Annotated in this window: 22 protein-coding genes; 3 read left to right on the forward strand and 19 right to left on the reverse strand. The window is 43.1% G+C overall.

From position 1 onward, the window contains the following. Nucleotides 1-98 precede the first annotated feature (98 nt). The 4 genes from NFR56_RS08855 to yghU form a co-directional block, all read right to left on the reverse strand. Complete coding sequence (locus tag NFR56_RS08855) at nucleotides 99-1190, reverse strand: NAD(P)/FAD-dependent oxidoreductase (protein WP_251458638.1); 1092 nt, start codon at nucleotides 1188-1190, stop codon at nucleotides 99-101. Between the two features lie 6 nt (nucleotides 1191-1196). After that, the gene (locus NFR56_RS08860; RefSeq protein ID WP_134974801.1) at nucleotides 1197-1994 is read right to left on the reverse strand and encodes a Nif3-like dinuclear metal center hexameric protein; all 798 of its coding nucleotides are present in this window, start codon (nucleotides 1992-1994) and stop codon (nucleotides 1197-1199) included. Further along, nucleotides 1981-2670 carry a tRNA (adenine(22)-N(1))-methyltransferase gene (locus NFR56_RS08865; RefSeq protein WP_134974800.1) on the reverse strand — a complete coding sequence of 230 codons (690 nt, stop codon included), beginning with the start codon at nucleotides 2668-2670 and terminating at the stop codon, nucleotides 1981-1983. Before NFR56_RS08865 ends, NFR56_RS08860 begins: the two co-directional genes overlap by 14 nt. Before the next feature lie 324 nt (nucleotides 2671-2994). Next, nucleotides 2995-3783, reverse strand: coding sequence for a glutathione-dependent disulfide-bond oxidoreductase (yghU, locus tag NFR56_RS08870; protein ID WP_134974799.1), 789 nt, complete (start codon nucleotides 3781-3783; stop codon nucleotides 2995-2997). 136 nt (nucleotides 3784-3919) lie between these two features. Here yghU and add point away from each other — a divergent pair, with 136 nt between their 5' ends. Then, nucleotides 3920-4939 carry an adenosine deaminase gene (gene add / locus NFR56_RS08875; protein WP_251458640.1) on the forward strand — a complete coding sequence of 340 codons (1020 nt, stop codon included), beginning with the start codon at nucleotides 3920-3922 and terminating at the stop codon, nucleotides 4937-4939. A 317-nt stretch (nucleotides 4940-5256) separates the two neighbouring features. Here add and NFR56_RS08880 read toward each other — a convergent pair whose 3' ends face one another. The 5 genes from NFR56_RS08880 to recJ all read right to left on the reverse strand — a co-directional run bounded on the left by NFR56_RS08880 (nucleotide 5257) and on the right by recJ (nucleotide 10483). Beyond that, nucleotides 5257-5940 (reverse strand): DnaD domain-containing protein, encoded by a 684-nt coding sequence (locus NFR56_RS08880; protein ID WP_049483308.1) that lies wholly within the window; start codon nucleotides 5938-5940, stop codon nucleotides 5257-5259. Nucleotides 5941-5949: 9 nt separating this feature from the next. Beyond that, nucleotides 5950-6894 carry a homoserine O-acetyltransferase MetA gene (gene metA / locus NFR56_RS08885; protein WP_251458642.1) on the reverse strand — a complete coding sequence of 315 codons (945 nt, stop codon included), beginning with the start codon at nucleotides 6892-6894 and terminating at the stop codon, nucleotides 5950-5952. A gap of 101 nt (nucleotides 6895-6995) precedes the next feature. Continuing rightward, a complete protein-coding gene (locus NFR56_RS08890; protein ID WP_003007878.1) occupies nucleotides 6996-7508 on the reverse strand; it encodes an adenine phosphoribosyltransferase in 513 nt (170 codons plus the stop codon). Nucleotides 7509-7667: 159 nt separating this feature from the next. Beyond that, nucleotides 7668-8261: a TipC family immunity protein gene (locus tag NFR56_RS08895; RefSeq protein WP_251458644.1), complete on the reverse strand. Its 594-nt coding sequence runs from the start codon at nucleotides 8259-8261 to the stop codon at nucleotides 7668-7670. Further along, the gene (recJ, locus tag NFR56_RS08900; protein ID WP_134974797.1) at nucleotides 8258-10483 is read right to left on the reverse strand and encodes a single-stranded-DNA-specific exonuclease RecJ; all 2226 of its coding nucleotides are present in this window, start codon (nucleotides 10481-10483) and stop codon (nucleotides 8258-8260) included. Before recJ ends, NFR56_RS08895 begins: the two co-directional genes overlap by 4 nt. Before the next feature lie 513 nt (nucleotides 10484-10996). On the opposite strand from recJ, the gene NFR56_RS08905 reads away from it, so the two are divergent. Continuing rightward, nucleotides 10997-15577 (forward strand): streptococcal pilin isopeptide linkage domain-containing protein, encoded by a 4581-nt coding sequence (locus NFR56_RS08905; RefSeq protein WP_251458646.1) that lies wholly within the window; start codon nucleotides 10997-10999, stop codon nucleotides 15575-15577. A 55-nt stretch (nucleotides 15578-15632) separates the two neighbouring features. On the opposite strand, the gene NFR56_RS08910 is transcribed toward NFR56_RS08905, so the two are convergent. The 10 genes from NFR56_RS08910 to miaA all read right to left on the reverse strand — a co-directional run bounded on the left by NFR56_RS08910 (nucleotide 15633) and on the right by miaA (nucleotide 25274). Beyond that, nucleotides 15633-16397, reverse strand: a complete 765-nt coding sequence (locus tag NFR56_RS08910; RefSeq protein WP_251458648.1) for a hypothetical protein — start codon at nucleotides 16395-16397, stop codon at nucleotides 15633-15635. Nucleotides 16398-16431: 34 nt separating this feature from the next. Then, nucleotides 16432-17907, reverse strand: coding sequence for a hypothetical protein (locus NFR56_RS08915; protein ID WP_251458650.1), 1476 nt, complete (start codon nucleotides 17905-17907; stop codon nucleotides 16432-16434). A 104-nt stretch (nucleotides 17908-18011) separates the two neighbouring features. Then, on the reverse strand, nucleotides 18012-19478 hold the full coding sequence (locus tag NFR56_RS08920) for a hypothetical protein (protein WP_251458652.1): 1467 nt from the start codon (nucleotides 19476-19478) through the stop codon (nucleotides 18012-18014). A gap of 238 nt (nucleotides 19479-19716) precedes the next feature. Further along, complete coding sequence (locus NFR56_RS08925; protein WP_251458655.1) at nucleotides 19717-20121, reverse strand: GNAT family N-acetyltransferase; 405 nt, start codon at nucleotides 20119-20121, stop codon at nucleotides 19717-19719. Between the two features lies 1 nt (nucleotide 20122). Beyond that, a complete protein-coding gene (locus tag NFR56_RS08930) occupies nucleotides 20123-20833 on the reverse strand; it encodes a class I SAM-dependent methyltransferase (protein ID WP_118228010.1) in 711 nt (236 codons plus the stop codon). A 10-nt stretch (nucleotides 20834-20843) separates the two neighbouring features. Beyond that, the gene (locus NFR56_RS08935; protein ID WP_118228009.1) at nucleotides 20844-21599 is read right to left on the reverse strand and encodes an SDR family NAD(P)-dependent oxidoreductase; all 756 of its coding nucleotides are present in this window, start codon (nucleotides 21597-21599) and stop codon (nucleotides 20844-20846) included. Between the two features lies 1 nt (nucleotide 21600). Then, nucleotides 21601-22530: a ribonuclease Z gene (gene rnz, locus NFR56_RS08940; RefSeq protein WP_003011107.1), complete on the reverse strand. Its 930-nt coding sequence runs from the start codon at nucleotides 22528-22530 to the stop codon at nucleotides 21601-21603. Between the two features lie 3 nt (nucleotides 22531-22533). Further along, nucleotides 22534-23163, reverse strand: coding sequence for a cystathionine beta-lyase (locus NFR56_RS08945; RefSeq protein WP_118228008.1), 630 nt, complete (start codon nucleotides 23161-23163; stop codon nucleotides 22534-22536). Beyond that, on the reverse strand, nucleotides 23147-24394 hold the full coding sequence (gene hflX, locus NFR56_RS08950; RefSeq protein ID WP_134974794.1) for a GTPase HflX: 1248 nt from the start codon (nucleotides 24392-24394) through the stop codon (nucleotides 23147-23149). Before hflX ends, NFR56_RS08945 begins: the two co-directional genes overlap by 17 nt. Beyond that, a complete protein-coding gene (gene miaA / locus NFR56_RS08955) occupies nucleotides 24387-25274 on the reverse strand; it encodes a tRNA (adenosine(37)-N6)-dimethylallyltransferase MiaA (RefSeq protein ID WP_134974793.1) in 888 nt (295 codons plus the stop codon). Before miaA ends, hflX begins: the two co-directional genes overlap by 8 nt. A gap of 83 nt (nucleotides 25275-25357) precedes the next feature. Between miaA and NFR56_RS08960 the strand changes: the two genes are divergently transcribed. Next, on the forward strand, nucleotides 25358-25528 hold the full coding sequence (locus NFR56_RS08960; protein ID WP_003002781.1) for a DUF3042 family protein: 171 nt from the start codon (nucleotides 25358-25360) through the stop codon (nucleotides 25526-25528). Nucleotides 25529-25610 lie beyond the last annotated feature (82 nt).

The following is a 25610-nucleotide window of genomic DNA, read 5'->3' on the forward strand; positions in this document are numbered from 1 at the left end:
GTAAAAGCTGATGAAATCAGCGTAGTAGAGCCCACTCAACCACTGCGTCTTGCTCGACAATCCAAAGACAATTGAGAGGCTATGACTTTTGTCCCAGCCTACTTCTTCACATACTGTTCAACTGGATAATCTGCTGGATCTAAGCGCAGGTTTCCTCCTACCACGAGTTGGGCTAGATGCCAACCAATGAGGGGACCTGTTGTGAGGCCAGACGAACCAAGTCCACTAGCGACATAGAGGCCTGCTCGATCAGGAACCGCTCCCCAAAATGGTGAAAAATCACTGGTGTAGGCACGAGTTCCCACGCGCTCCCCGATAACCTCGGCTTGAGCTAGTTCTGGATAGTAGGCTAAGGCTTCTATTTCCATCTGATTTAGCAGAGCTTGATCCACCGTCAGGTCAAAGCCCATCTCATTTTCATGGGTGGCTCCCATACTGATCTTACCCTGCTGAAAAGGAATGATATCCAGCTCTCCTTCAGGCATGACCACAGGATAATCAGCAGTATCTATGTCTAACTGATAATCCCTCAACTGTCCTTTTTGCGGACGGACATCAACCTGGTAGCCGAGTGGCTCAAGGATTTTCCCCAACCAGGCACCTGTTGCCAGGATGACTTGGTCATAGCTTTCTTCGGCAATCTGATAACCATCACTTGAGACTGAGAGAGTAACTTCTTCCTTGATTACTCTTGCGCCACTTGCCTGAAGAAGAGTCTCCGTCAGAAGGGCTCCCTCTACATGGGCTCCACCTGATGCATAGAGCAACTTCTCAAAACCTTGCAGACCTGGGAATTGCTGGGCTACTTCTTCCTTGTTTAAAATCGCTAAGTCTCCGATCAAGGGAGATTCTTCCCGACGACTCAGCGCCAACTGATAGAGTTCCTCTAATTTTTCCTCCTTTTTCTTAAGGAGATAAACACCAGTCTGCTGGTAAAAATCTGTTTTGATTCCGTCCTTGGCCAGGTCTTCTACCAATTCTTGGTAAAAATCTGCTCCAAGACGAGCCAGGCGATACCAAGCCTTATTCCGCCGTTTAGAAAACCAGGGACTGATAATGCCCGCTGCCGCCTTGGTCGCTTGGCCAACTCCATGGTCGTAGACGGTCACATCCACCTGTGCTTCTTTGGATAAATAATAGGCTACAGTAGACCCCACGATCCCTGCACCAATAATGGCAACTTTCATCATGACCCCTTAGATATGGTAAAAAGGATTGGTGCTGGCTTGACTGCCAATCACTTCAATCTCCCACGCTTCTTCAGCCTTCCACTGGTTAAGCTTTTCTACTAGTTTCGACACAAAGAGAACCTCAATATGGTGCCCTGGATCCAAGGCCAAGAGCCCATCGCTCAGCATGTCCTGAGCCGTGTGGTAGTAGATATCTCCAGTGATATAGACCTCTGCTCCTTTGGCGAGAGCATCCTTGTAAAAGGACTGGCCACTTCCTCCACAGATAGCGACACGCTCAATGACCCGATCCAAATCCGCCTGATCATAACTGACTATGCGCAAAGCATCTAAGCCAAAGGTTTCTTTAACCTTGCTAGCCAACTGTCCAAAGGTTTGGGAAGCTACCCGACCGATACGACCGATTCCAAGCCCTTCTCCTGTCATACTGAGGGGCTCTGTATCTTCAATGTCCAAGAGCTGGCAGAACCAATCGTTGAGACCATCTGGGACAATGTCAATATTGGTATGGCTGACGTAGACTGCGATATCATGCTTGATCAAGTCGATATAGATCTGATTTTGAGCCCGATCAGCTACCAAATCCTTGATGGGACGGAAAATCGGCGCGTGCTTGACGATGATCAAGTCCACCCCATGGGCGATAGCTTCAGCCACTGTCTGTTCGCGGATATCTAAGGCTACCATGACTTTCTTGATATCTTTTTGTAGCGTACCGACCTGTAGCCCACGGACATCTCCCTCCATGGACAATTCCTGAGGACAGTAGGCTTCATAGCGTTTGATAACTTCACTTGCTAACATGTAGGACCTCCTTGATGTGAGCGATGCGCTCTTCTAACGATGCTCTGGCAGATTGATTCTCAACAGGGACCTGCTCCAAAGCAAAGGCTAATTTCTCCACTTCCTTGGACCACTTTTGGACAAAGGCTGGAGCTTGTTCCTGCATCAAATGGGGACCAAAACGCAGTTCCTTGGCTGTCAACTCTTGAGAACCGTGTTCCACCACAAGGATCTCATAAAACTTCTCATTTTCTTCCAAGATAGCTTCATCAACAATGCGAAAATCATTGTCTACTAACCAAGCCCGCAGTTCATCCTCTCGATTATTGGGCTGCAGGACCAAGCGAGAGACATTGGCTAATTTCTCAAGACCTGCCGCTAGGATATCTGCAATCAAGCGTCCTCCCATGCCAGCAATGGTGATACAGGAAATGCCATCTGTTGGTTCAAAGGCAGCCAAACCATTGGCCAGACGGACTTCAATCTTGTCCTCTAAGCCATTATCCGCAACATTTTGGAGGGCAGACTGATAGGGCCCCTCTACCACTTCACCAGCAATGGCAGCCTCAATCTTACCTTCTTGTAAGAGGGCGATTGGGAGGTAAGCGTGGTCACTCCCCACATCCAACAGACGCGCTCCAGCTGGGACGAAGCTAGACACCAAGTCCAAGCGATTTGATAATTTTGTAAATTCCATGTGCCACTTTCTAAACTTTTATTCCACCCTTTAGTATACCATGTTTGCACCATTAAAAAAAGGCGCAACGGCGCCTTGACAAATTGCTTCTAAATTGTTCTAGCTAGCTATATAAGTCGAGAAATCTCTAATTTTTGGAGTCCTTAATCTAGGAATTGAGTTTTCCGCAGTGAGAAAAGTGCATGTAACTATTTTTGTTTCATGCACTAGGGAGTTTTGAAACCTTAGGTTCAAAACTAAGTCATGGAACTTCTATGAAGTTCGCTGACGTCCGAACTCACCTAAGGAAAATCTCAATACAGTTGAATTTTCTATGCTTAGACTTTAGTTAATTTCCTTATATTCTACTTCCAAGCCACGTTTCACAGCTGGGCGATTGGCAATTTTCTCTGTCCAAGCTTGCAGATGCTTGTATTCCTTCACATCCAAGAAAATCCCTGCTCGGTCCCAGACCTTGTCTTGGGCTAGACGGCCATACCAAGACCAGATAGCGATATCTGCAATGGTGTAGTCATCCCCTGCGATATAAGGTTTAGTGGCAAGCTCTTTGTCCAGTAAGTCCAATTGACGTTTGGCTTCCATAGCAAAGCGGTTGATGGCATACTCGATTTTCTCAGGTGCATAGTGGAAGAAATGACCAAAGCCTCCCCCTAAAAATGGTGCCGCACCCGTCTGCCAGAAGAGCCAGTTGAGCACTTCTGTCCGTTTAGCCAGATCAGTCGGAATTAATTTGCCAAATTTCTCCGCTAGATACAAGAGAATATTCGCTGATTCAAAGACCCGAATAGCTTGATCGCCTGATTGATCCAACATGGCTGGAATTTTCGAGTTTGGATTGATGGCTACAAAGTCACTACCAAACTGATCTCCCTCACCAATCTTGATCCGATAAGCGTCATAGCCTGCATCCACTCCCAGATCTTTGAGTTCTTCAAGCATAATGGTAACCTTGATCCCATTGGGTGTTGGAAGGGTATAGAGTTGGAAAGGTTGATCGCCTTTTGGAAGAGTTTGTTCAAAGCGGGCACCTGCTGTTGGTTGGTTCAAACCACCCCAGGCTCCTCCCATTTGGCTCGGTGCTTTCCATACTTCTGGTAATTGATAGTCTGACATCTTTCTTCTCCTTTATTTCGCTACTCCTAGCATATCAAATCTCGGGCTCCCTTTCAAAGATCTGCTACGCGAAGGCTACTTGACTTTTTTTGTCAAAATGATAGTATAGAAAAAATACAATTTTAAGGAGAAAACCATGTCCACGATCGATTTTCATAGTTTGGCAAAGACAGAACTTCACTGTCACTTAGACGGTTCCTTGTCGCTTCCAATCATTCGCCAGTTGGCAGCTATGGCCAATATTGACCTACCTGCTAGCGATGAGGAGCTCAAGCACCATGTCACTGCGCCTGCCCACTGTGAGAATCTTTTGGACTATTTGGAAGCCTTTGATTACATTCGACCCCTTCTTCAAACCAAGGAAGCCTTGACGCTTGCTGCTTACGATGTTGCCAAGCAAGCTGCTCTGGAAAACGTCCTCTACATCGAGGTTCGTTTTGCCCCAGAATTGTCCATGGACCAAGGCATCACCGTTCCAGAAACCATCGATGCTGTCTGCGATGGTCTACGCCAAGCCAAGGAGGAATTTGGCATTGTTGCAAAAGCCCTGGTCTGTGGCATGCGCCAGTCAGATCAAGAAGTCACCTCTCGCATTCTTGCAGAAGCCAACCAAGTTAGTGATCAAGATTTTGTCGGTTTTGACTTTGCCGGGGATGAGCACAACTACTCTCCAGAAGATATTCGACCTTTAATCGAGCAAGTCAAGAGTTACCATCGGCCTATGACGCTTCATGCAGGTGAGTGTCATTGCCCACACTTTGTTGCCCAATCGATTGCATTTGGCATCAAACGCAATGGCCACGTGACAGCTCTATCTCATGAACCAGCCTTACTCCAATCCTTTATTGAAAATGGGGTCACTGGTGAACTCTGCTTGACCAGCAACCTCCAGACAAAAGCAGCACCGACTATAGAAGATTTCCCTTATCTGAAGATGAAGGCAGCCGGAGCTCGGATCAGTATCAATACCGATAACCGGACTGTATCTGATACCGACCTCACCAAGGAATACGCCCTCTATCATCAGCATTTCCAAACCAAGGAAACTGATTTTTACCAACACAATGTCGATGCCATCCAGGCTTCCTTTGCTAGTGAGGAGGAAAAACAAGAACTCCTTAGCAAACTAGAAAAAGCCTATGCGGACTATCTATAAACGAAAAATGCTAGCAATATATGACTGCTAGCTTTTTGTATGGTTAAAAATTATTTTTTCAATTAAGAACCTATTTGTTTCAGTAAAAATAATGTCTTATTTTTAAAACTATTCAGTATAAACTAAAAACTTTCCGCCGTGAGAAAAGTGCCTGAAACACTATTGTTTCAGGCACTCGGGAGTTTTGAGACCTTAGGCTCAAAACTAAGTCATGGAACTTCTCCGAAGTTCGCTGACGTCCGTACTCACATAAGGAAAGTTTCTAGGAAGACTTTACCTTCAATTTGCAACTAGCACTCAAATAAGTGCTAGTTTTTTTAATCCTTCCACAAATCCATGGCCTTCAAGAAATCGTCTGAAACGGTCACATTGCGTGGGTTGGCTTGCTCGCGTTCTTGTAGTTTCGCCTCTACTTGGGCCAGGCTGTTGATGCCTTCACTGCGCCAGTTGCGTAAAATAGCTTGGATATATTTCCAGTGAGGCTTACCGTTAAAGACGGCTTCTCGTAAGGCTGCCTTGATCACATCTGGATCTGTCTGATCCTCGCGCACAGTCTTGGTCAAGTCTTCAATCTCAAAAGGCGTCAAGAGTCGTCCCAGTTCTTGTTGGAAGGTTTCCACCAAGTCCTTGATGACATTTCCCTTAGCAGGCGCGCTCTGTGTCTTCCCTTGTGTCTGGGCTTCTAAAATCTCATCCAAGCGCTCCAGGGCAATGGTCGCATCAAAGATGGCTTCAATCTCGCCATTGAGCTCAATGGTCCGGTACTGAAGGAGTCCCTTGGTGGTCAAATTGGACATAATCCGATTGACTTCTGTCACCGTTTTTCCTAGATGACTAGCAATCTGATTAGGAGTCAAGGCCTCTTGACCAGTCGTATTTTGAAGGAAGAAAAACTGCCAAACCAAGTAGTCATCTGCTTGGTCAAACAATTCATGATAATGAAAAAGCAAGGCACTTGGAAGAACCAAGTTGCCATACTTAAATGCTTGTGAATATGTCATAATTCCCCTTTATAGGTAACCATAAAATGAAATATCTTTTTCCAATTCTTCCAAGCGGTAAGGTGTTTCTTGATAAACCGCATAGTTGATCCAATTACTAAAGAAAGTCGTCGCAGCTAGATTCCAACGAATGCGAGGCTCTGTATTAGCGTCATCCCCATCAAAATAATTCTTGGGAACGTCCGGATCCAAGCCCGCCTTGACATCTCGGTGGTATTCTTTTGCCAGCGTATCGCGATCATACTCCAGATGGCCAAAGCTATAGACCTCACGCATGTCTGGACTGGCAATGATGGAAAGCCCAACTTCATTTCCTTGCGCGATCACTTGAAGATTGCTCTTTTCAAGGACTTCCTTCAAAGGAATATCTGTATAACGAGAATGAGGGGCAAGGAAGCGATCGTCAAAGCCTCTCATAAGCAGACTATCAGGACGCACCACTGCTTGGTCATAGATACCCGATAGCTTGTCACAGAGTTCTACTTTTTGAATCCCGTAACGGTGGTACAATCCAGCCTGGGCTCCCCAACAAAGGTGTAAGGTAGAAAAAACATGACGCTTAGACCATTCAAAGACCTGGGTTAATTCTTCCCAGTAGTCTACTTCTTCAAAGTCCATCTTTTCGACAGGCGCTCCTGTCACAATCAAGCCGTCATAGTAATTATCCTTGATATCCTCAAAGGTCTTGTAGAAGCTCTCCAAGTGCTCAGTCGCTGTATTCTTAGACTCATGGCTCGCCATATAGAGGAAATCTACATTGATCTGCAAGGGCGTGTTGGCAAGGAGCCGTAAGAGCTGGGTTTCTGTCGCAACCTTGGTCGGCATCAGATTAAGAATGAGAACATTCATCGGCCGAATATCCTGGTGAGTCGCCCGAACATCATCCATGACAAAAATATTTTCTGAACGAAGGATATCGACTGCTGGTAATTTTTTATCTAGAGTAATTGGCATAAAAAGCTCCCATCTTACAAGTTCTTAACTAACATTATATGATAGGAGCTTATAGTTTTCAATTATGGTTTTTCTGTAGCCAGTTATAGTATTAGACTATATTAGTAATGCATCAAGACTTTGTAGTCGTAATCGCCGATTGCTTCGCGACCTTTCAATTCATCCAACTCGATCAAGAAGGCACAACCTGCAACAACTCCACCAAGTTTTTCGATCATTTCGATGGTTGCTTTCACCGTACCACCAGTCGCCAAAAGGTCATCAACGATAAGGACGCGTTGACCTGGTTTGATGGCATCTGCGTGCATGCAGAGGGTATCCACACCGTATTCTTTTTCGTAGTCAGCTGAGATGACTTCACGTGGCAATTTACCAGGTTTACGAACAGGCGCAAAACCAATTCCCAATTCAAAAGCGACCGGACATCCAACGATGAATCCACGCGCTTCAGGGCCGACGATCATATCGATCTTCTTATCCGTCGCGTATTGAACGATTTCACGAATCGCATAACTATAAGCATTGCCATCTGCCATCAAAGGGCTGATATCACGGAAGGTAATTCCTTCTTGTGGATAGTTTTCAATGCTTGCAATGTAATCTTTTAAATTCATGGTTAACTTTCTTTCATAAAAAATTTTTTACATTCCATTATACCATGAATTCCACTAACTTGCATCATTTTTTGCCAAATCATTTTCCCAAGCTCCCGCGTCAAATGCAAAAATCCCACATCCGAAAAAAGATGTGGGATTGAGTTCTAAAAAAACTTACTATTCTTCTATCAATTTGTTGTACTCGATTTTCATATCTCCCAAGTTTTTCAGGGAATAACGGGAGCTTCCATTTTTGAACCAGGTACCAAGGATGTATTGTTCAGCGACTTTCTTACTTTGGTCTCGAAGCCAAGCACGGTCTTTGCCATAGGTGGCAAGTTTCTCAAGGAGTTGCTGGTCTTTGTAGCTTGTCTCATTGATTGTCAGATAGAGGTCACTTTGGTAAAAAATCTTTTTAGAGGCGTTATATTCAAATATCAGATTAACTGAGGTACTTTCATCTAATTTGTATTTGTACAGATAGAACCAATCTGCAGTGCCTCTAAACATAGTAACAGCTAGATGCTCCTTTCCACCAACGATTTTATCAGAATAGGGAAAAGTCTGAAATCCTTCATCTTCCTTCCAAGGAGCTTCACTTCCGATTGTTTGAGTGTAGGACTTGACAATCATATTTCGCATCATCCCACCATTTTCAGAGTAAACAATCTCCTCCATGGGATTCTTGAGACTCAGGTAGATTCCCAACCAATAAAGAGCTAAAAGCAGGAAGGGGCTGAGCCATAGAAAATATTTTAGCTGTCTTTTCATGAGTCCTGACCTGTCAGGTAGTCGTAGATTTCACGAACCGTTCCAAGGGCCATCAACTCCTGCTCTTTCACGGTTTGTTTGAGGTTTTGGTAGATGCTGCTTTCTGCGATTTCGCGTTTTTCTGCTTCTTTATTCACCTTCATGATGCCATTTTCAATGGTCACGAAGCCCAACTCTTGGAAGATCTGGATCATTTTGACCAAGAGGATCTGCTGAATCTTGAGATAGGCCACTAGGTCTTTGAGTTTGTAGCGGACATCAAACTCTGGGTACTGGTAGATGGTTTTATAGAGTTTGGCATACTGGTCCCTGCTACCGTATCCTGTCAGATAGTAGGCTTTGGCGATCTCATTTTTGAAATAAACGGCCTGGAAATCATGCTCTTGGAAGATTTGCCGTAGTTGCTCTAAATCCTCAGGGATATTTCCAACGACAACAGCGTGTGCCTCTGTCAGATCTGGCAGTTCTTGGGTAAAATCAAGAACGGGAACACCTGCAGGGAGACTGGCATTTTTAGAGCGGATATTAAAGAGCTGCACACCATCCACACGCGCATCAACCAGCATGAGCTGCAGGGTTGTTTGGCCATTCCATTGGTTGACCGACAACTGCACAGCTAGCTCTAGGTCTTGCGCTTGCGCAAACTCTGACTCTAAGCTTCCCAAGCCAAAAGCCACCACCTCAAAGGTCGCATCTTCTTGAGAAATTTTGAGTTTTAAGTGGGTATTGCCAGCTCCCATCGAGCGTGCCCCTTCTACCTTGAAATTACGGATCAGAAAGACTGGTTTTTTATTGTCCATGCCAAAAGGACTCAAGCGATCAAAGCTTTTCAAGGTCTCAAGTGTTAGTTCTGTTAGATACAGTTCCTCATCGATGGCTAGAGTGGACTTGCTGCTGAGATCAATCTCTTGTTCTGCAATGTAATCCGTAAGAGCCTGAGACAGGGCAGGGAGTTGGTCCACCTCGAGCGTCATCCCTGCTGCACCGGCATGCCCGCCAAAGGCGACAAAGAGCGACCGGTGGGGATCGAGGGCATCAAAGATATTGACCGACTCAGGACTGCGAGCGCTCCCCTTAGCCCGTCCATCTTCGATACTTAAGACCACGACCGGTTGATGAAACTCTTCTAATAGACGACCAGCGACAATGCCAAGCACTCCCGGATTCCAGCCTTCCTTGGCCAAGACCTGGGCGGACAAGCTCGGGTCGACCATGGTTTTGGCTTCGTCATAGATAGCTTGGACAATCTCTTTTCGTTCTTCATTCTTCTGATGAATCATAAGGGCAATCTCGTGCGCCTCTTCATCGTCAAAACCAGTCAGTAGTTCGATGGCCGGATTGGGATCATCAAGGCGGCCAAGGGCATTGAGACGAGGAGCAATTTGAAAACCAACCGTTTCTTCATTGACATCCTCCGGACGAATCCCTGCGATCTCCAAGAGCTCCTGCAGGCCCATGCGCTGGGTATGTTGGAGTACCCCCAGACCGTATTTGACCAGGATCCGATTCTCATCTGTTAGGCTGACCATGTCAGCAATGGTCCCAATTGCTACCAGGTCTAAGAGATCGACTGGTACTTCCTCAAGGAGGGCACAGGCCAACTTAAAGGCCACACCACATCCTGCTAAATAATGGAAGGGATAATCCGCATCTGGATGCTCCGGATGAATGATCGCATATGCATCCGGTAAAACCTCTGGCATAGAGTGGTGATCCGTCACGATAACATCAACTCCCATCGCTTGGGCCATGGCAATGGCTTGATTGCCCGCGACCCCATTGTCCACCGTGACAATCAGGGAAATGCCTTGCTGCTCGATAAAGTAGTTGTAGACACTCTCATTGGGACCATAGCCGTCTGTGAAGCGGTTGGGTAGGTAGACTTGCACCTCTGCACCCATCTGCTCCAAGGTTTCCTTCATAATGGAGGCCGATGTCATCCCGTCCGCATCATAGTCTCCGTAGATGAGGATCTGCTCATAATCTTCGATGGCCCGTCGGATGCGCCCCACTGCCTTGTCCATATCATGGAGCAAATAAGGGTCATGTAGCTTCTCTAGTTTGGGTTCTAAAAAGTCTTCTAAATCCTCTTTGGTTTGAATGCCACGCTCATACAGCAAGGTTGCTACGGACGCTTCTAGGCCTGCTTTTTTGGCAAGGGCTAAAAAGGCCTCATCTGCACTTGGCGAAGCTAACTGCCAATCGTATTTTGAAGTGATCATCTAGCTTTTGGTCTCCTCTTTTTCTTATCTGAATATTATAACATGAAAGCCAAAAATGGCGGGAAATAAAAGGTCGACTTATACAAAAACCAAAATCAACATTTTTCGTTATTTTTGTTGCATTTAACTTGACTTATCACACTAAAAGAATATAATAAATATGATAATAATCTTTTAAAAATGTAATGGGATGATTATTCTGTTAAGTTTGCACTGCTTATTATCATTTTATATTATGAAGCGTAAATTTCTTCCGTTTTTCTATCGAATCATTGTTTTTAGAAAGTTTGTTTCAGGTCCAACCAATCCTCTAGTATGGACAGACTAAAGATAGGATATTGAGGTATGCCCCCATATTTTCTCAATAGAGGTAAGGTCCTTCTTCTCTAAATACATGTTCAAATAAAGCAACTGATTGTATGGAGCAAAGATCAGGAGTTTTTCAGTTTTAGGAGATATCACTATATAGAAAAACTTTACGAAATTTATGCAAAAGAAAGGAAATGAGGCCAATTGAAATTTCTATATAAAAAGATAGTTGCATTTGTAGCTATCATCGCCGTGGTAGCCTTAGGCTTGTCTGTGATCAAACCTGTTAGCGCGGCTACTGTTTCACCAACCGTCACCAATTTAAAGGCTCAGGCAAGTGGACAAAAAGTTATCTTTTCATTTGACTGGGATTTAACTGGTAAATCAGTTAAAGAAGGTGATACGTTTACCATTGATGCTCCAGAAGGTGTCAATATCACTGAAGTTGCAACTCAATCACTCCAAGCAAATGGAGCTGAAGTCGCAACCATTTCGATGACAAACAAAAAGATTACTTTTACTTTTAAAAAAGCCATCGAATCCATGAACCAAAACGTTAAGGGTGGTTTCTCATACAAAGCAGAATGGGATAACACTCCGGGAAATCCTGGAAATAAAACGGCTACCTCAAAAGTTGGTTCAGAATCAGTCGTCATCACACGTCCTGATGGGCCAGGAGTTTTCGAAGCAATCTTAAATAAATATAATCGTACAGGTGATTATGTTTCTAAACAATTCAAATTAGACGCATCTGAAAACTATGCATGGATGAATGTTGGAGATGACTATTATCTCACTACTTGGTTCATTCGTATCAACGGAGATGGTAAGAAACAAGCCATCACAAACCCTGTTGTGTCAGATAAAATCCAAGCTCCAGCTGTAGATTACTCAAAAATCACTTTTGCTCCTGCTGCAAACCACGCTGCAAGTGAATTCTTTGTAGGAACTTACTTGAAACCATCCTTCACTTTGAGAAAAGGTGGACAAGTGGTAGCTTCTGGTTGGGACTTCTGGAAACATGTGAAATTCGATGCGGACGGCAATGGATTTACCGTGAATTTATCAGATGTCAGTGATGTCTTTAAAACAGCATCAAGCGATGAATTGATCGTTGAATACCAAACATTAATTCCTAAGACAACCGTTCGCGTTGACAACAATGCTACGTTAACAGCTGATGAAATCAAAACACCATTAAAAGACCCAGCATTCTGGAATAACACAGAATTAAACTTCTGGGTATCCGGTGATAAAACTATAACTGTTCAAAAAGAATGGGTTGGTGATGAAGAAGCTGACCGTAAAGATATCACAGTTCAATTATTAGCTGATGGTAAAAAATTAGACGGTATGACTAAGACCTTGACAAAGGCTTCAGGTTGGACTGCAGAATTTTCTAAATTACCAGGGATTAAAGATGGACAACCGATTGTTTATTCAGTAGAAGAAACGAATACACCTGATGGTTATACTTCAAAAGTTGAACCAATCAATGAGTCGAATGTTATTAAAGTTGTAAACACTTCAAACAAACCAAAAGTAACTGAAACTACTGCAAATCTTGTTGTTAAAAAAGCTTTCGAAGTAGCCGGTGATCAAGAACATAAACAAGTTCCAATCACAGAAGGTCAATTTGAGTTTGTCTTGAAAGATGAAAATAATACGGTAGTTGAAACTGCTAAAAATAAAGCAGATGGCACTGTCAACTTCAAGTCTCTAACCTTCAATAAGGAAGGTAGCTATACATACACTATCACTGAAAACAAGGGTACGGATGCTACTATCAACTATAGTACACAAAGCATCACGGCTACTGTCGATGTGAAAAAAGAAAACGACAAACTCGTCGCTACTGTCACTTACTCAGGTGGAGATGGTGAACAAAAAAATACGATCACCAATACTCAAAACAAACCAAAAGTTTCAAATGCTAAAGTGACCTTAAACCTTAAAAAAGCATTTGAAGGTGGCGAACTTAAGGGTGATGACTTTGAGTTTGTTGCAAAAGATTCAAACGATAAAGTTGTTGGCACAACCAAGAACAAAAAAGATGGTTCAATTACTTTTGATAACATCACTGTAGACCATGCTGGTACATTCAAATATACCATCACTGAAACAAAAGGTAGTGACAAGACCATTACTTACAGTGATAAAACCATCACAGCTACTGTTGTAGTGGTTGAAAAAGACAACGCTTTGGTTGTAGAACAAGTCACTTACTCTGATGGTGAAAATGCCACGGATACGTTCACGAACAAAAAAGAAGCTCCTAAAACAGAAAGTACAAAAGCTAGCCTTCAAGTTAAAAAGTTTCTTAAAGAAGGTGAAACAACCATACCGTTGACTGACGATCAATTTGAATTTGTCTTGAAAGAAGGTGACAATACCCTTGAAACTGCTAAAAACAAAGCAAATGGTACTGTAACCTTTAAAGAACTTACTTATACTGAAGAAGGAACACATACTTATACCATTACCGAAAACCAAGGTACGGATACTTCAATCAACTACAGCAAACAAATGATCACTGCTACCGTTGAAGTGAAGAAAGATAACGACAAACTCGTCGCTACTGTGACTTACTCAGGTGGAGATACTGAAAAAGGTGATGCCTTCACAAATACGAAAACACCTCCAACGCCTGTTCCTCCAACAGTGAAACCAACGACAGCTCAATTCAAGGCTAAAAAAGTACTGGCGATCAATGGTTCGAGCGATCGTACATTGAAAGCAAATGAGTTTACTTTCCTTCTCAAGGATCAAAATGGTACGCTCGTTGATACTAAGACAAATGGTGAAAATGGTGATATTCTCTTCAATCCAGTAAGCTTTAATGAAGCTGGTACTTTCACCTACACAATTGTTGAACAAAAACCAGCTACACCAGAATCAGCGATCACTTATGATGAATCTGTTCATACTGTAACAGTGACTGTCACAAAGGATGCAACTGGACAATTGAATGCGGATGTGCAATACGACGGTAAGAAAGATACTCCTACTTTTACCAACACTTATACACCTCCGACACCTGTTCCTCCAACAGTGAAACCAACGTCAACTCAATTCAAGGCTAAAAAAGTATTGGCGATCAATGGTACGAGCGATCGTACGTTGAAAGCAAATGAGTTTACTTTCCTTCTCAAGGATCAAGCTGGAACGCTCGTTGACACCAAGACAAATGGTGAGAATGGTGATATTCTCTTCAATCCAGTAAGCTTTAATGAAGCTGGTACGTTCACCTACACAATTGTTGAACAAAAACCAGCTACACCAGAATCAGCTATTACCTATGATGAAACGGTTCATACTGTAACAGTAACTGTTACAAAAGACGAAAATGGACAATTGAATGCGGATGTGCAATACGACGGTAAGAAAGATACTCCTACTTTTACCAACACTTATACACCTCCGACACCTGTTCCTCCAACAGTGAAACCAACGTCAACTCAATTCAAGGCTAAAAAAGTATTGGCGATCAATGGTACGAGCGATCGTACGTTGAAAGCAAATGAGTTTACTTTCCTTCTCAAGGATCAAGCTGGAACGCTCGTTGACACCAAGACAAATGGTGAGAATGGTGATATTCTCTTCAATCCAGTAAGCTTTAATGAAGCTGGTACGTTCACCTACACAATTGTTGAACAAAAACCAGCTACACCAGAATCAGCTATTACCTATGATGAAACGGTTCATACTGTAACAGTAACTGTTACAAAAGACGAAAATGGACAATTGAATGCGGATGTGCAATACGACGGTAAAAAGGATACTCCTATTTTTACCAACACGTATACACCTCCAACACCTCCAACTCCAAGTGAAAAACAAATTACCACAAGCAAGATTTTAGAAGGTCGTGACCTTCAAGGTGGTGAATTTAGCTTTAACCTCTTGGACGAAAATGGAACTGTTCTTCAAACAAAACAAAATGCTGCAGATGGTACAGTGACATTTGATGCGATCGCCTACACGGAAGCGATGATTGGTACTCATAAATATACCATTAAAGAAGTCCTACCAGCTGATCAGGCAAATATCCAATATGACGAAGGTCAAGTGGATGTCACAGTGACCGTCACAAAAGATGAAGCATCAAACGCTATCCAAGCAGTTGTTTCATACGGTGCGAAGAAAACCTTTATCAATAAGGTCATCCCACCAACTCCACCAACAGTGAATAATCCTGAATTGAAACTTTACACCCTTAGAGTTCGTAAGGTAGATGAAAAGGGTGATTACCTTGCCGGTGCGGTATTTGGACTCTTTGAAGCGGATGGTGTGACACCTGTTGCAAATCCTTATGGTCAAGGCCAAGCACAAGCGATTTCTGGTCAAGACGGACTTGCAAGCTTCGTTGGATTTGAAGCTAAAGAGTATGTCATCAAAGAGCTCTCAGCTCCAAGTGGTTACCAACTTTCAGATACAACCATCAAGGTCTCTGCAAGCGACTTTGCTTCTGCAACAAACCTTGTCGTTGATAAAGGAAACGTGGTGAATAAACTTCTTCCACCTCCACCATCAACAGATATTCCAAATATACCAACACCAAGTAATAGCAAACCTAAAACTCCATCACCAAATGGAGATAAGCCTAAGCCTAGTGACAAACCTAAATCTAGTGAAACTCCTAAATCTAGTGACAAGCCTAAAGAAGGTAAACGATCTCTTCCTTCAACAGGAACTGCAGATCATTTAGGACTTCTTGTAACTGGTTTGACATTCGTCGCTACAGCTATTGCTTCTATGACACTTAAGAAGAAGGAAGACTTCTAAGCAACATGAAAGATCTAGTCAAACACGACTAGATCTTTTTTTGTATCTGCTTCTCTTATTCTGGTTTGTTTTGATCTTCATAAAAAATAACTTTCCCATCTTTCACTTTGAAGGAGTAACTGATGGAATCAGCATAACTACTTTTGGAATAGTAGAAATCATAGGCACCATCCGGTAGTTTGCTAGCGTCTAATTTTTTGGCTGCTGCTTTTAAGTCTTGTTCCTTAACGGATACACCATCCTCTATATAAATAGTCATACGGATTAACTCTTGATCGATTAAGGTCTGAAAAGGGATTTGATAGTAACCGGCAAAGTCCTTTTTCCCTTCTTTGAGATTTTGACTTGCGATACTATCTAGAATTTGCTCCTTCTCATCACGGTTGGAGTTAGATAAAAAACCAAAGAAACTAATAGGAAGACTTAGAGATTGCTTCTTTAATTGTCCCTCAATTTCCTTCTCCTTCTTTTGGACAGATTGCTGCTTCAAGTACGCTTCCTTATACTCTGGAAGATGGTCACTAGTTGTATCTGTCCAATCATTATGAAACACCGTATCCGTTTCTAATGTCACTGTTTGTCCATCATAGGTTTTCTCAGAGTAGGTATAAGACACATGATAAGTTGGGATTTCCAAAGCAGTCCAATCCAGTTTGTTTATGGTCACATCCCCATGCAAACCAACCTTAGCAAGCTCACTGCTGACAACTTCCTTCGCCTTTTTATAATCACTCGGTTTCATGATCTTACAACTGGAAAGAAACAGGCAACATAGAATAAGTGGAATTCCTGCGAATAGTTTGAAATAGTTGGGCTTCATAGACTAACCTCCTTGCGAAATTTAATCTAATCCATTAATTTTTTATATCGTATGAGAACATTTTTTTAATATCTTCTTTCATCTTTTTATTAGGAATTTTCTCTAAATCCATATATTTGAAGAATTCTTCATCATTTTGAAAGACATGAACCTTCCCATCTTTAGTATACTCAGCTGGTATGGTAAGGTTACCGAAGGACTGGCCAAAATCTCTAGAGACCACGTAGTTCTGTACTTCATATAAGCGTCGCAATAATGAGAACTCTGTAGCATCGTTACTTTGATTTAATTCCTTTTTAAAATATTGGAAAAACTCCTTTTTGTTATTTGCAAGATGTTCTTGCCCATCTTTTGAAAGCTCTGCTGGTATCTTATGATACCGTAAGACATCATCCCATCCACCTGAACGCTGCTCTGGAACTTTATAAAGCAGTTCCAAAAATGAAATATCAAAGTTGAGATCTTCTGGTCCGAGAAAGTATAGGTAGGCATTCTCCCCTTTTGTCGGTTTTTCATCCCATTTTAAAGTAGTTGGACTATTCCCTTTGCTTAAAATCGAATATACTTTCGGATAGAGTGTTTTCAATGGGATGTCCTTAGCCTCATCACTACGATCTGTAAATAACAAACGTGAATGTTGGAGCTGCAATCGTCCTCCTTCAAAATTGTATTCAAATGGATGCGACTCTTTATAACTTTCTAGACTTTCTTTTTGAACTTGTTTATAATCTTTGCCTGATGAGGTTTTCCAAGCGATCTTTCCACTTTTAACATTCATCAAGCCAGTTTGCAAATTATAGTCTGTTTCAACATGGATATCTCCAGGACCTACAATGTATTTGTCTTTCTTATCGACAAGAATATCAATCGGAATGTATGTTTCTCCATCATCTGTATCCAACAACATAGAAGAAACTGTAACAGATAAAGGGATATAATTTTTATTCATGTCTCGTACCAACTTAAAAACATCATATGTCTTCTTCACTAAGCGCTTGTCCTTGGTATCATAGACATCAATGAGCCAGTACTCTCCCTTTTGTGCTTTATTTGTAGTGAGGTAAGGAACTTGATTACCACGAATATAATATTGAAAATAGAGACGTGGGTCAGATTTTAATTTGTAACTTTCTTGTGCAATGTACCGTTCACTATTTCCACCATTTATAAACCATTCTACTTTAACTTTTGAATTATACGAATATGCTTCCAGCGCCTCATCCACTTCCTCTTTATTATCCCATTGAATGGCTACTGCTTTCCCACCTGCAATAAATTGGGAGTCAACTATGTTTGGACGAGGTTTCCAAGTTACAAATTGTGATATATCACGCTTATGAATTTCATATTGGATAAACCATCCACCTGCTAAAGTAACAAGTAATAAAAATATCCAAAACTTAATTGATTTAAAAACCTTCTTCATTCTCTCTTTTCTACTTCCTGTCCGCATTTTTTCCCTTATTTGTTCGTCAGTTTTCTTTAAAAGACTTCCGACTTTTCCAACCACATATGAATAAATTTCTTTAATAATTTATTGACAACTGAAGCTTCTTATAATTTCTTAAACTCACTAGCATTTACAATAAGCTGATTAAAGATTTGGATTTTTCTCTATTTTTGAATGACCCATTTGGCGTCACCATAAACGATCGTAAATGGTCCATCCCCATCTGTTAAATAATTAATCTTATATTTAGCTGACTCACCTGCCTCAAGGACTGTTGGCTGTTTGTAATTTAAAGTGTTGTTCAGCATATAAGCAGATTTGCCATGGCCATCATAGAGATCTACATTTGAATAATTCGGGCTACTTTCAATACGGAGAGGTGTTGTATTCGATAGGGTGAATTCGACGATCAATCGATGTTGTTTTTTCCTTGTATCGATACGGTCTTGATCATCCTGAACATCCAAATTTGGATCGTCTGTTACACTATTCAGTGTAACTTCTAAGCCATTAGCAAATACAACTGGCTCTCCAATTGCATATTTTTTGACCGGATTTTGTGGATTAAAATCTTTTAGCTTTTCACTTCCCTTTCCTTCATCAGTAACATTATCAGTATTGATGGACCAGAAGATACTATCATCATTTCCACCACCAGATTGATTAGCTTTCTGCATTTGTTGAGGAATTTGTAACAATAGTGCCAAATTTTTAGTATCAATTTGGACTTGACCTTGGTTGGTCACCTCCATTTCGATCGTCATTTCCGTACTACCAATCATATCACCTGTTGAAAAACTCGCATTAAAATTTTCCTTAACTAAATGTTGTAAGATGGTAGAAAGCATTATATAAGAAAGATGGTCTCCTCTGTTGTCTTTTTCAGCATAGTTTTCGTGTAGTTCATCTAACCAAGCATACATGGTCTCATTTGGATTCTTGGGATCAACACTCAATCTGTACCCTTTTCCTCTTGGTAATTGCCTTGGGCTATAGGCTGGTGTTTGAATTTTAAGGATTACCTTATTCCCCTTAACTGCATATCCCTTTAATTCGTAACTCTTTTCAGTAGGGAGAGCATTGGTCATTAATTTTAAATACATGGGACCATAGATTTTGAGGGGATATTTTTCTCCTAGGTACTCAAAATAAGTATTTGAATCAAAGGTCCTATTACTTTCTTCTATTTTAGGAACAATATAGTCCTTCCAGATCCGGTTATACATTTCTTCCTGACTCATTACTCCACTAGCCTTGACTACTGTGTCCATTTCATCTTGGTCAATATAAATCGCTTCAACTACTTGCAAAGCCTTTTGGACTTTTCCCTCTTCATCGAGAGGAGTTTCATTCTGTTGCAGACTATATATAGAAATACCATCGCTATCATCTGGCTTCATATATTGTGGAAGTTTTTCAAACGTTATGTATCTGATACTGTTCTTTGCATCCCAATCAAATGTTGCTGCAGGTCCTGTCTTGTCAAAATGAATGTTTTTTCGATCGATTTTCTTCTGTACTTCTTTATTCGAAGAACCTTGTTTTTCTACAGTTCCTTGTTTGCAGGCACTCAAACATACTGGTATAAGTACCGAACATAAGACAAGTCCCCATTTTATTTTCTTCTTCATTCCATCTCCTCCTAATCTCATCCTCATTTTACCATCAATCACCCCTTTTGTCAGTCAAATAGATAAGGCTGGGACAAAAGTCCTAGCCTCTCAATTGTTTTTGGATTGTCGAACAAGGCGCAGTGGTTGAGTGGGCTCTACTACGCTGATTTCATCAGCTTTTACAGCCCTACTCAACTGTGCGGAGGTGGGACGACGAAATCGAATTCTAACGAATTACCGATTTCTGTCCCACTCTCTATTTCATATAAATCATCCCTGTACAGGCTTGCTCTGAAAGTTCGACAAAGCCGAGAGACTGGTAAAAGGCTAGATTTTTCTCGCTACGTTCAGTGGCAAGGAGCCGTTGATAGACAGTAGGGAAGGTCGCTAAAGCCTCTGTTAAGAGTTTCCTTCCGATACCTTGACGCTGGTAATCTGGTCTTACCAAAAGGTCCTGCACAAAAATAACCGAGTGGCCATCACCTACCAAGCGAATGTAGGCGACGAGCTCTTTCTCATCATAGACGGCCAACTGCCAGAGACTGGCTTTGACAGCTTGTTCCAGCATAGATGGGTTGTTGGTATAATTGGTCCAACCCACCGAGCTGTAGAGTTCGAGTAGGTCTGTCATCGCTGGAATTTCTTTTTTATAATCTAACATCTTAACTCCTTTTTAACCGATAGTGCTGGAAGAAGGCGATATCCCGGTAAGGGGACTCTTGGCAAACGGACAGCTCCATCTTGAGCATAGACTCTCGCCAGCCTTCTTGGCCCTTGAAGCGATTGTCCTGCAAGGCATAAAAGACTCGGATCCCTTGGTAATCCTGAACTTCAAGGGCTAAGTCTTCTACTGCTGCACCGAGATCATAGGCCTGGGCCAAACCCATGGAGTGGGTTTCCAGGTCTTGACCTGCTAGGAGATCAAGGGCCTTTTGAGTATCATTTTCAAAGACGACTGTCTGCAGGACGCGGCCAACCTCATTGTGCTTAACGATAGAGAGCAGGCCTCCTGGTTTCAAGAGACGGGTGAATTCCTTGAGAACATCCTTGCGATCCTCCACATACTCCAAGACATTGTGGCAGAGAATGACATCAAAACTGGCATCTTCAAAGCTCTCTATCTGGTCCAGACTTCCGACGAATTGCTGGTAGGGATGGTCCTGGGTCCGCAAGGCTACCATTTCCTCATTAGGCTCCACAGCTAGGACTTGATTTTCTTTCGCTAGGTGATTGGCTACCAGGCCAAAGCCACTGCCGAAATCAAGGACTCGCTTACCTTTGATGTCTTTTAATTGTTCAAAAAGGATATCATAATAGATTTGTCCCCATGGTTGCCGGAGGTTTTCTAAATAAGCTTGAATATTCGCGGCCATCTTGCTCCTCCTATTTGAAATTGAACATCTTGCTGGCTAGCTTGTCCGAGATTCGTGGGAAAAGGGTATAGAGCTTGTGGGTCAGGTTCAAAAGCCAAGGAAGATTGAGCTCACGTTTTGGTTTTCCAAAGTTCTTCACAATCTTCTTGGCTACAAAGTCCGGTTCCAAAATGTAGCGATCCACAGCTTTCACATAGCTTCTGTCTGGGTCTGCCTGGTCAAAGAAAGTAGTCCGGATGGGGCCTGGATTGACCGTCGTCACATGGACACCAAAGGGCATGAGTTCCAAACGCAGGGCATTGGAGAAGCCAATAGCCGCAAACTTGGTCGCCGAATAAAGGCTGGATTTGGCTGTTGCAACGAGACCCGCCATGCTGACGATGTTGACGATGTGCCCCTTGCCTGCTGCCTTCATGTGCGCACCCATCAAGCGTGAAAGCTGCATGAGGGCAAAGGTATTGACTTCAAACATGGCATGAATTTGCTCATTGGTAATCTGGTCAAACTCTTCAAAGATCCCATAGCCTGCGTTGTTGACCAAGATATCGATCTGTCCATAGCGCTGATAGAGATCTTCTACCAAATCTTGGACGGCTGAGGAATCAGTGATATCGATCCCGATGCATTCAGCTTGAGGATGACTGGCATAGAGCTTTTCCAGTTTTTCTTGATTTCTACCTAGGAGAATCAGCCGGTCCTCAGGAAGGAGCTTGACCATTTCTTGGGCCAAACCTCCACTTGCTCCTGTTATGAGAATGGTTCGCATCTTAGATCTCCACTTCTTCCAAATCTTTGACGACATAGACATTTTCAAAAATGCTGGACGCATCCTTGCGCAATTGGCTGATGTCTTTTGATAAGAAGCGAGCACTAATATGGTTCAAAAGAAGGCGCTTGGCTCCAGCTTCACGCGCCACTTCTGCTGCCTGCATATTGGTCGAGTGACCGTGTTTCTTAGCAATCTTCTCATCACCCTTGCCATAGGTGGACTCATGGACCAAGACATCCGCATTGACTCCAAGGCGGACGCTGGCATCAGTCTTTCTGGTATCTCCGAGGATCGTGATAATCTTACCAGGCCGAGGGGCTGAAATATAATCCGCTGCAATGATCTTAGTCCCATCTTCCAGGGTGACATCTTGGCCATTTTTGACCTGACCAAAGAGTGGACCAAAAGGAACCCCTGCCGCCTTGAGCTTGTCTGCGTCCAGCGTCCCTTCGAGGTCTTTTTGCATGATTCGGTAACCCACGCAGAAAATGGTGTGGTCCAAGGCTTCCGCATAAACCGTGAATTTATCGGTTTCTAAAATCTTACCTAGAGAATGTTCATCGAATTCATGAAAATGGATGCGGTAAGGCAGGCGAGAGCCTGATACACGAAGACTAGTCATCACAAAGGATTTGATCCCTACTGGTCCATAGATATCCAGATCCGTCTGCTCTTCATTGGCCTGAAAGGCCCGACTAGAGAGGAAACCTGGCAAACCAAAAATATGGTCTCCGTGTAGGTGAGTGATAAAGATCTTGCTAACCTTTCGCGGACGAATGGTCGTTTCTAAAATTTGATTCTGTGTCGCTTCGCCACAATCAAAGAGCCAGACTTCATTGATCTCGTCCAGCAATTTGAGCGCTAGGCTCGATACATTACGGGCTTTTGAGGGTTGCCCAGCTCCCGTTCCTAAAAATTGAATGTCCATTGTCTACTTTCTATCTATATAAATCATGGCCGTCCGGTTCTCTGAACGGAAAGAAAGGTTGCCTGGGTAGGCTTGCGCTAGCTCAAGGAGCTCCTCTTGGTTATATCCTGACAGTTTCAAGCGTCCATCTTCCAAGGTCATCAAGTCAGTCAGGGCTGAGAGGGCTTCTGTTTTAGTGACCCCTTCTGGTTCAGCCTCTTGCAAGCAGATCTTACCATCTTTTTCAAAGACCAAACAATGTGGAAAGATCTCTGCGACTTCAAATAATATGGCAGGAGTGATATCTTCTGCTGGATGTTCAGCAAAGACACAGGCTAGCTCTTCATTTACGTAAGCCAAGCCATAAGACTTCCCTGATAAGTTGAGGCGGATAAAGGGCTTTCGTTCATCAAAGCTTTGCTGAACTGTGAATAAGTCAAATGCCCGGCTCAGGTCCAAGAAATAATCCATGGCCTCCTTGGGGCTCTTCTTTTGATAGAGCTCAGCAAAATAGGCGTTGATCACACTTGGGGGAGGCGTAATCACACGGAGACGCAATTCCTCAGGGATCGTGCTTAAAAGATTGGTCAGATAGACCCGATCGAGGCTGGTATAGCCTCCATATTTTATTGCTAAATCAACGTAATCCGTCATAAAATTCTTCCAACTTCCACTTATTTTTCTCTGCGATATAGCCTTGAATGACCTCGACGTCTTCTTCAAATTCTCGCTGGTCAATGATCGCTACTGTTTCTAGATCATGAGTCCGATAAGATTTTGAAAAAGGAACGCGAATGGTAAAGGGAACAAAGAGTTCTCTCAACTTTTCTAGAAGCAACGCCTGGAGATCTTCACGGGCTGTCTCAGAGCGCGCTGAAATCAAGCTAAAAGGTGTCTGGGTTGGTGTAAAGTCTGCTACTTTATCTGCTTTGTTGTAAAGAGTCAAGCGAGGAATCTCCAACATATCCAGGTCCTTCATGATCGAAAGCACGGTCTTTTCATGCTCTTCATGATTAGGATCAGACGCATCGATGACATGGACCAGGAAGTCTACATTCTTACTTTCTTCCAAGGTCGACTTAAAGCTTGATACCAACTCTGTTGGTAGATCTTGGATAAAGCCAACCGTATCGGTCAGCGTCACTTGCAGATTGCCTGTTAGATGGATGCTCTTGGTTGTGGCATCCAAGGTCGCAAAGAGTTCATCGGCTTCATACTGGCTCTTACTGGTCAGCTGATTCATAATGGTCGACTTTCCTGCATTGGTATAGCCGATCAAACCAATCTTAAAAACAGGTGATTCCAAGCGTTTTTCACGAAGGGTTTCCCGGTTCTTTTCAACTGCCTTGAGCTGGCGCTCGATATCGGTGATTTGATTGCGAACGCTCCGGCGGTTCAACTCCAACTGACTTTCCCCTGGACCACGAGAACCAATTCCCCCAGCCTGACGGCTGAGCATGATCCCTTGACCGACAAGGCGTGGCAAGAGGTATTTGAGCTGGGCCAAGTGCACCTGCAACTTCCCTTCATGACTCCTAGCCCGCATGGCAAAGATATCTAAAATCAACTGCATCCGGTCAATGACCTTAACCCCAAGGATTTCTTCTAAGTTGACATTTTGACGCGGGGTCAAGCGGTTATTGACCACCACGGTCGTAATCTCATCTGCTTCGACCATTTGAGCGATTTCTTCTAGTTTTCCTGAGCCGACAAAGGTCTTGGTGTCGTACTTCTCTCGCTTTTGTGTATAGGAGCCCCGGACATCTCCACCAGCTGTTTTAGCTAGGTTCGCCAACTCCTCCATAGACATATCAAAATTGTCCATGCCTTGAAGTTCCACACCGACCAAAAGGATGCGTTCTTGTTTTTTTTCTGTTTCAATCATGCTGTAAAAACTCCTTTACATCTGCAAGAACCTGCTCCTTGAAGCGGGGGGCAGAAATGGCGTAAAAGGTTACTTCCATCCGATTTCGAAACCAGGTCAGCTGCCGTTTGGCAAAGCGCCGCGTATTGCGCTTGAGGATCTCACTGGCTTCCGCAAGGCTCTGCTCTCCCTTAAAGTAAGGAAAGAGTTCCTTGTAACCAATCCCTTTAGCTGCCTGAGCCTCCGGATGGTTATCATAGAGCCAACGGGCTTCATCCAGCAAGCCTTCCTCTAGCATGCGATCTACTCGGCGATTGATGCGATCATAGATCAAGTACCGTTCATCATCTAGACAGATGAGATAGGGTTCATAATCGGTCTCTTCGTTTGCGAGGTCCTGCCCAAAATGCGCAATTTCAAGAGCCCGCATGGCCCGACGGCGATTGAGCTGAGGAATCACAAGTCCTTGCTCCGCCACTCTTTGGTACAAGTCTTCATCCGACAGCAAGTCCAATTGGGCGCGATAGGCCAGAATCTCTTCATGAGGAACTTCACCACCTAGATGATAACCTTCGAGCAGACTTTGGATGTAAAGACCCGTCCCACCTGCAATGATAGGAAGCTTGCCTCGAGCTGTGATATCCTCAATCGCAGTCTTAGCTTCTCTTACAAAATCAAAAGCCGAGTAAGACTCGGTCACCTCCCGCACATCGATCAAATGATGAGGAGCTGCAGTTTGCTCTTCTGGTGTCGCCTTGGCTGTTCCAATATCCAGCTTGCGATAGACTTGCTGGCTATCGCCACTGATAATTTCACCATTGAGGGCTTGCGCCAAATCGATCGCAAGAGCTGTCTTTCCAACAGCAGTCGGTCCCACAATCACAATTATCTTGGTTTTCATCGTTTTTCCTTGCAAAATTCACGTTTTTTCGTTACCATATATTATAACATAAATATTTAAAGTTCAGAAAAGGAGAAATTCTCATGGCTAAAGGATTTGGTAAAGGTTTTGTTACTGGTGTTGCTGGTACAGTTGCTGCTGTCGCAGGTGCAGTTTACACATTCAAGAAGAAAGTAATCGAACCAGAAGAACAAAAAGCAGCTTTCATCGAAGAAAACCGCAAAAAAGCAGCACGTCGCCGTGTCTCACACTAATCATTCAAAAGAGAGTGGGACAGAAATCGGTAATTCGTTAGAATTCGATTTCGTCGTCCCACCTCCGCACAGTTGAGTAGGG

This window comes from Streptococcus caecimuris (assembly GCF_943193075.1).
In the GTDB taxonomy this organism is placed as follows: Bacteria; Bacillota; Bacilli; order Lactobacillales; family Streptococcaceae; genus Streptococcus; species Streptococcus caecimuris.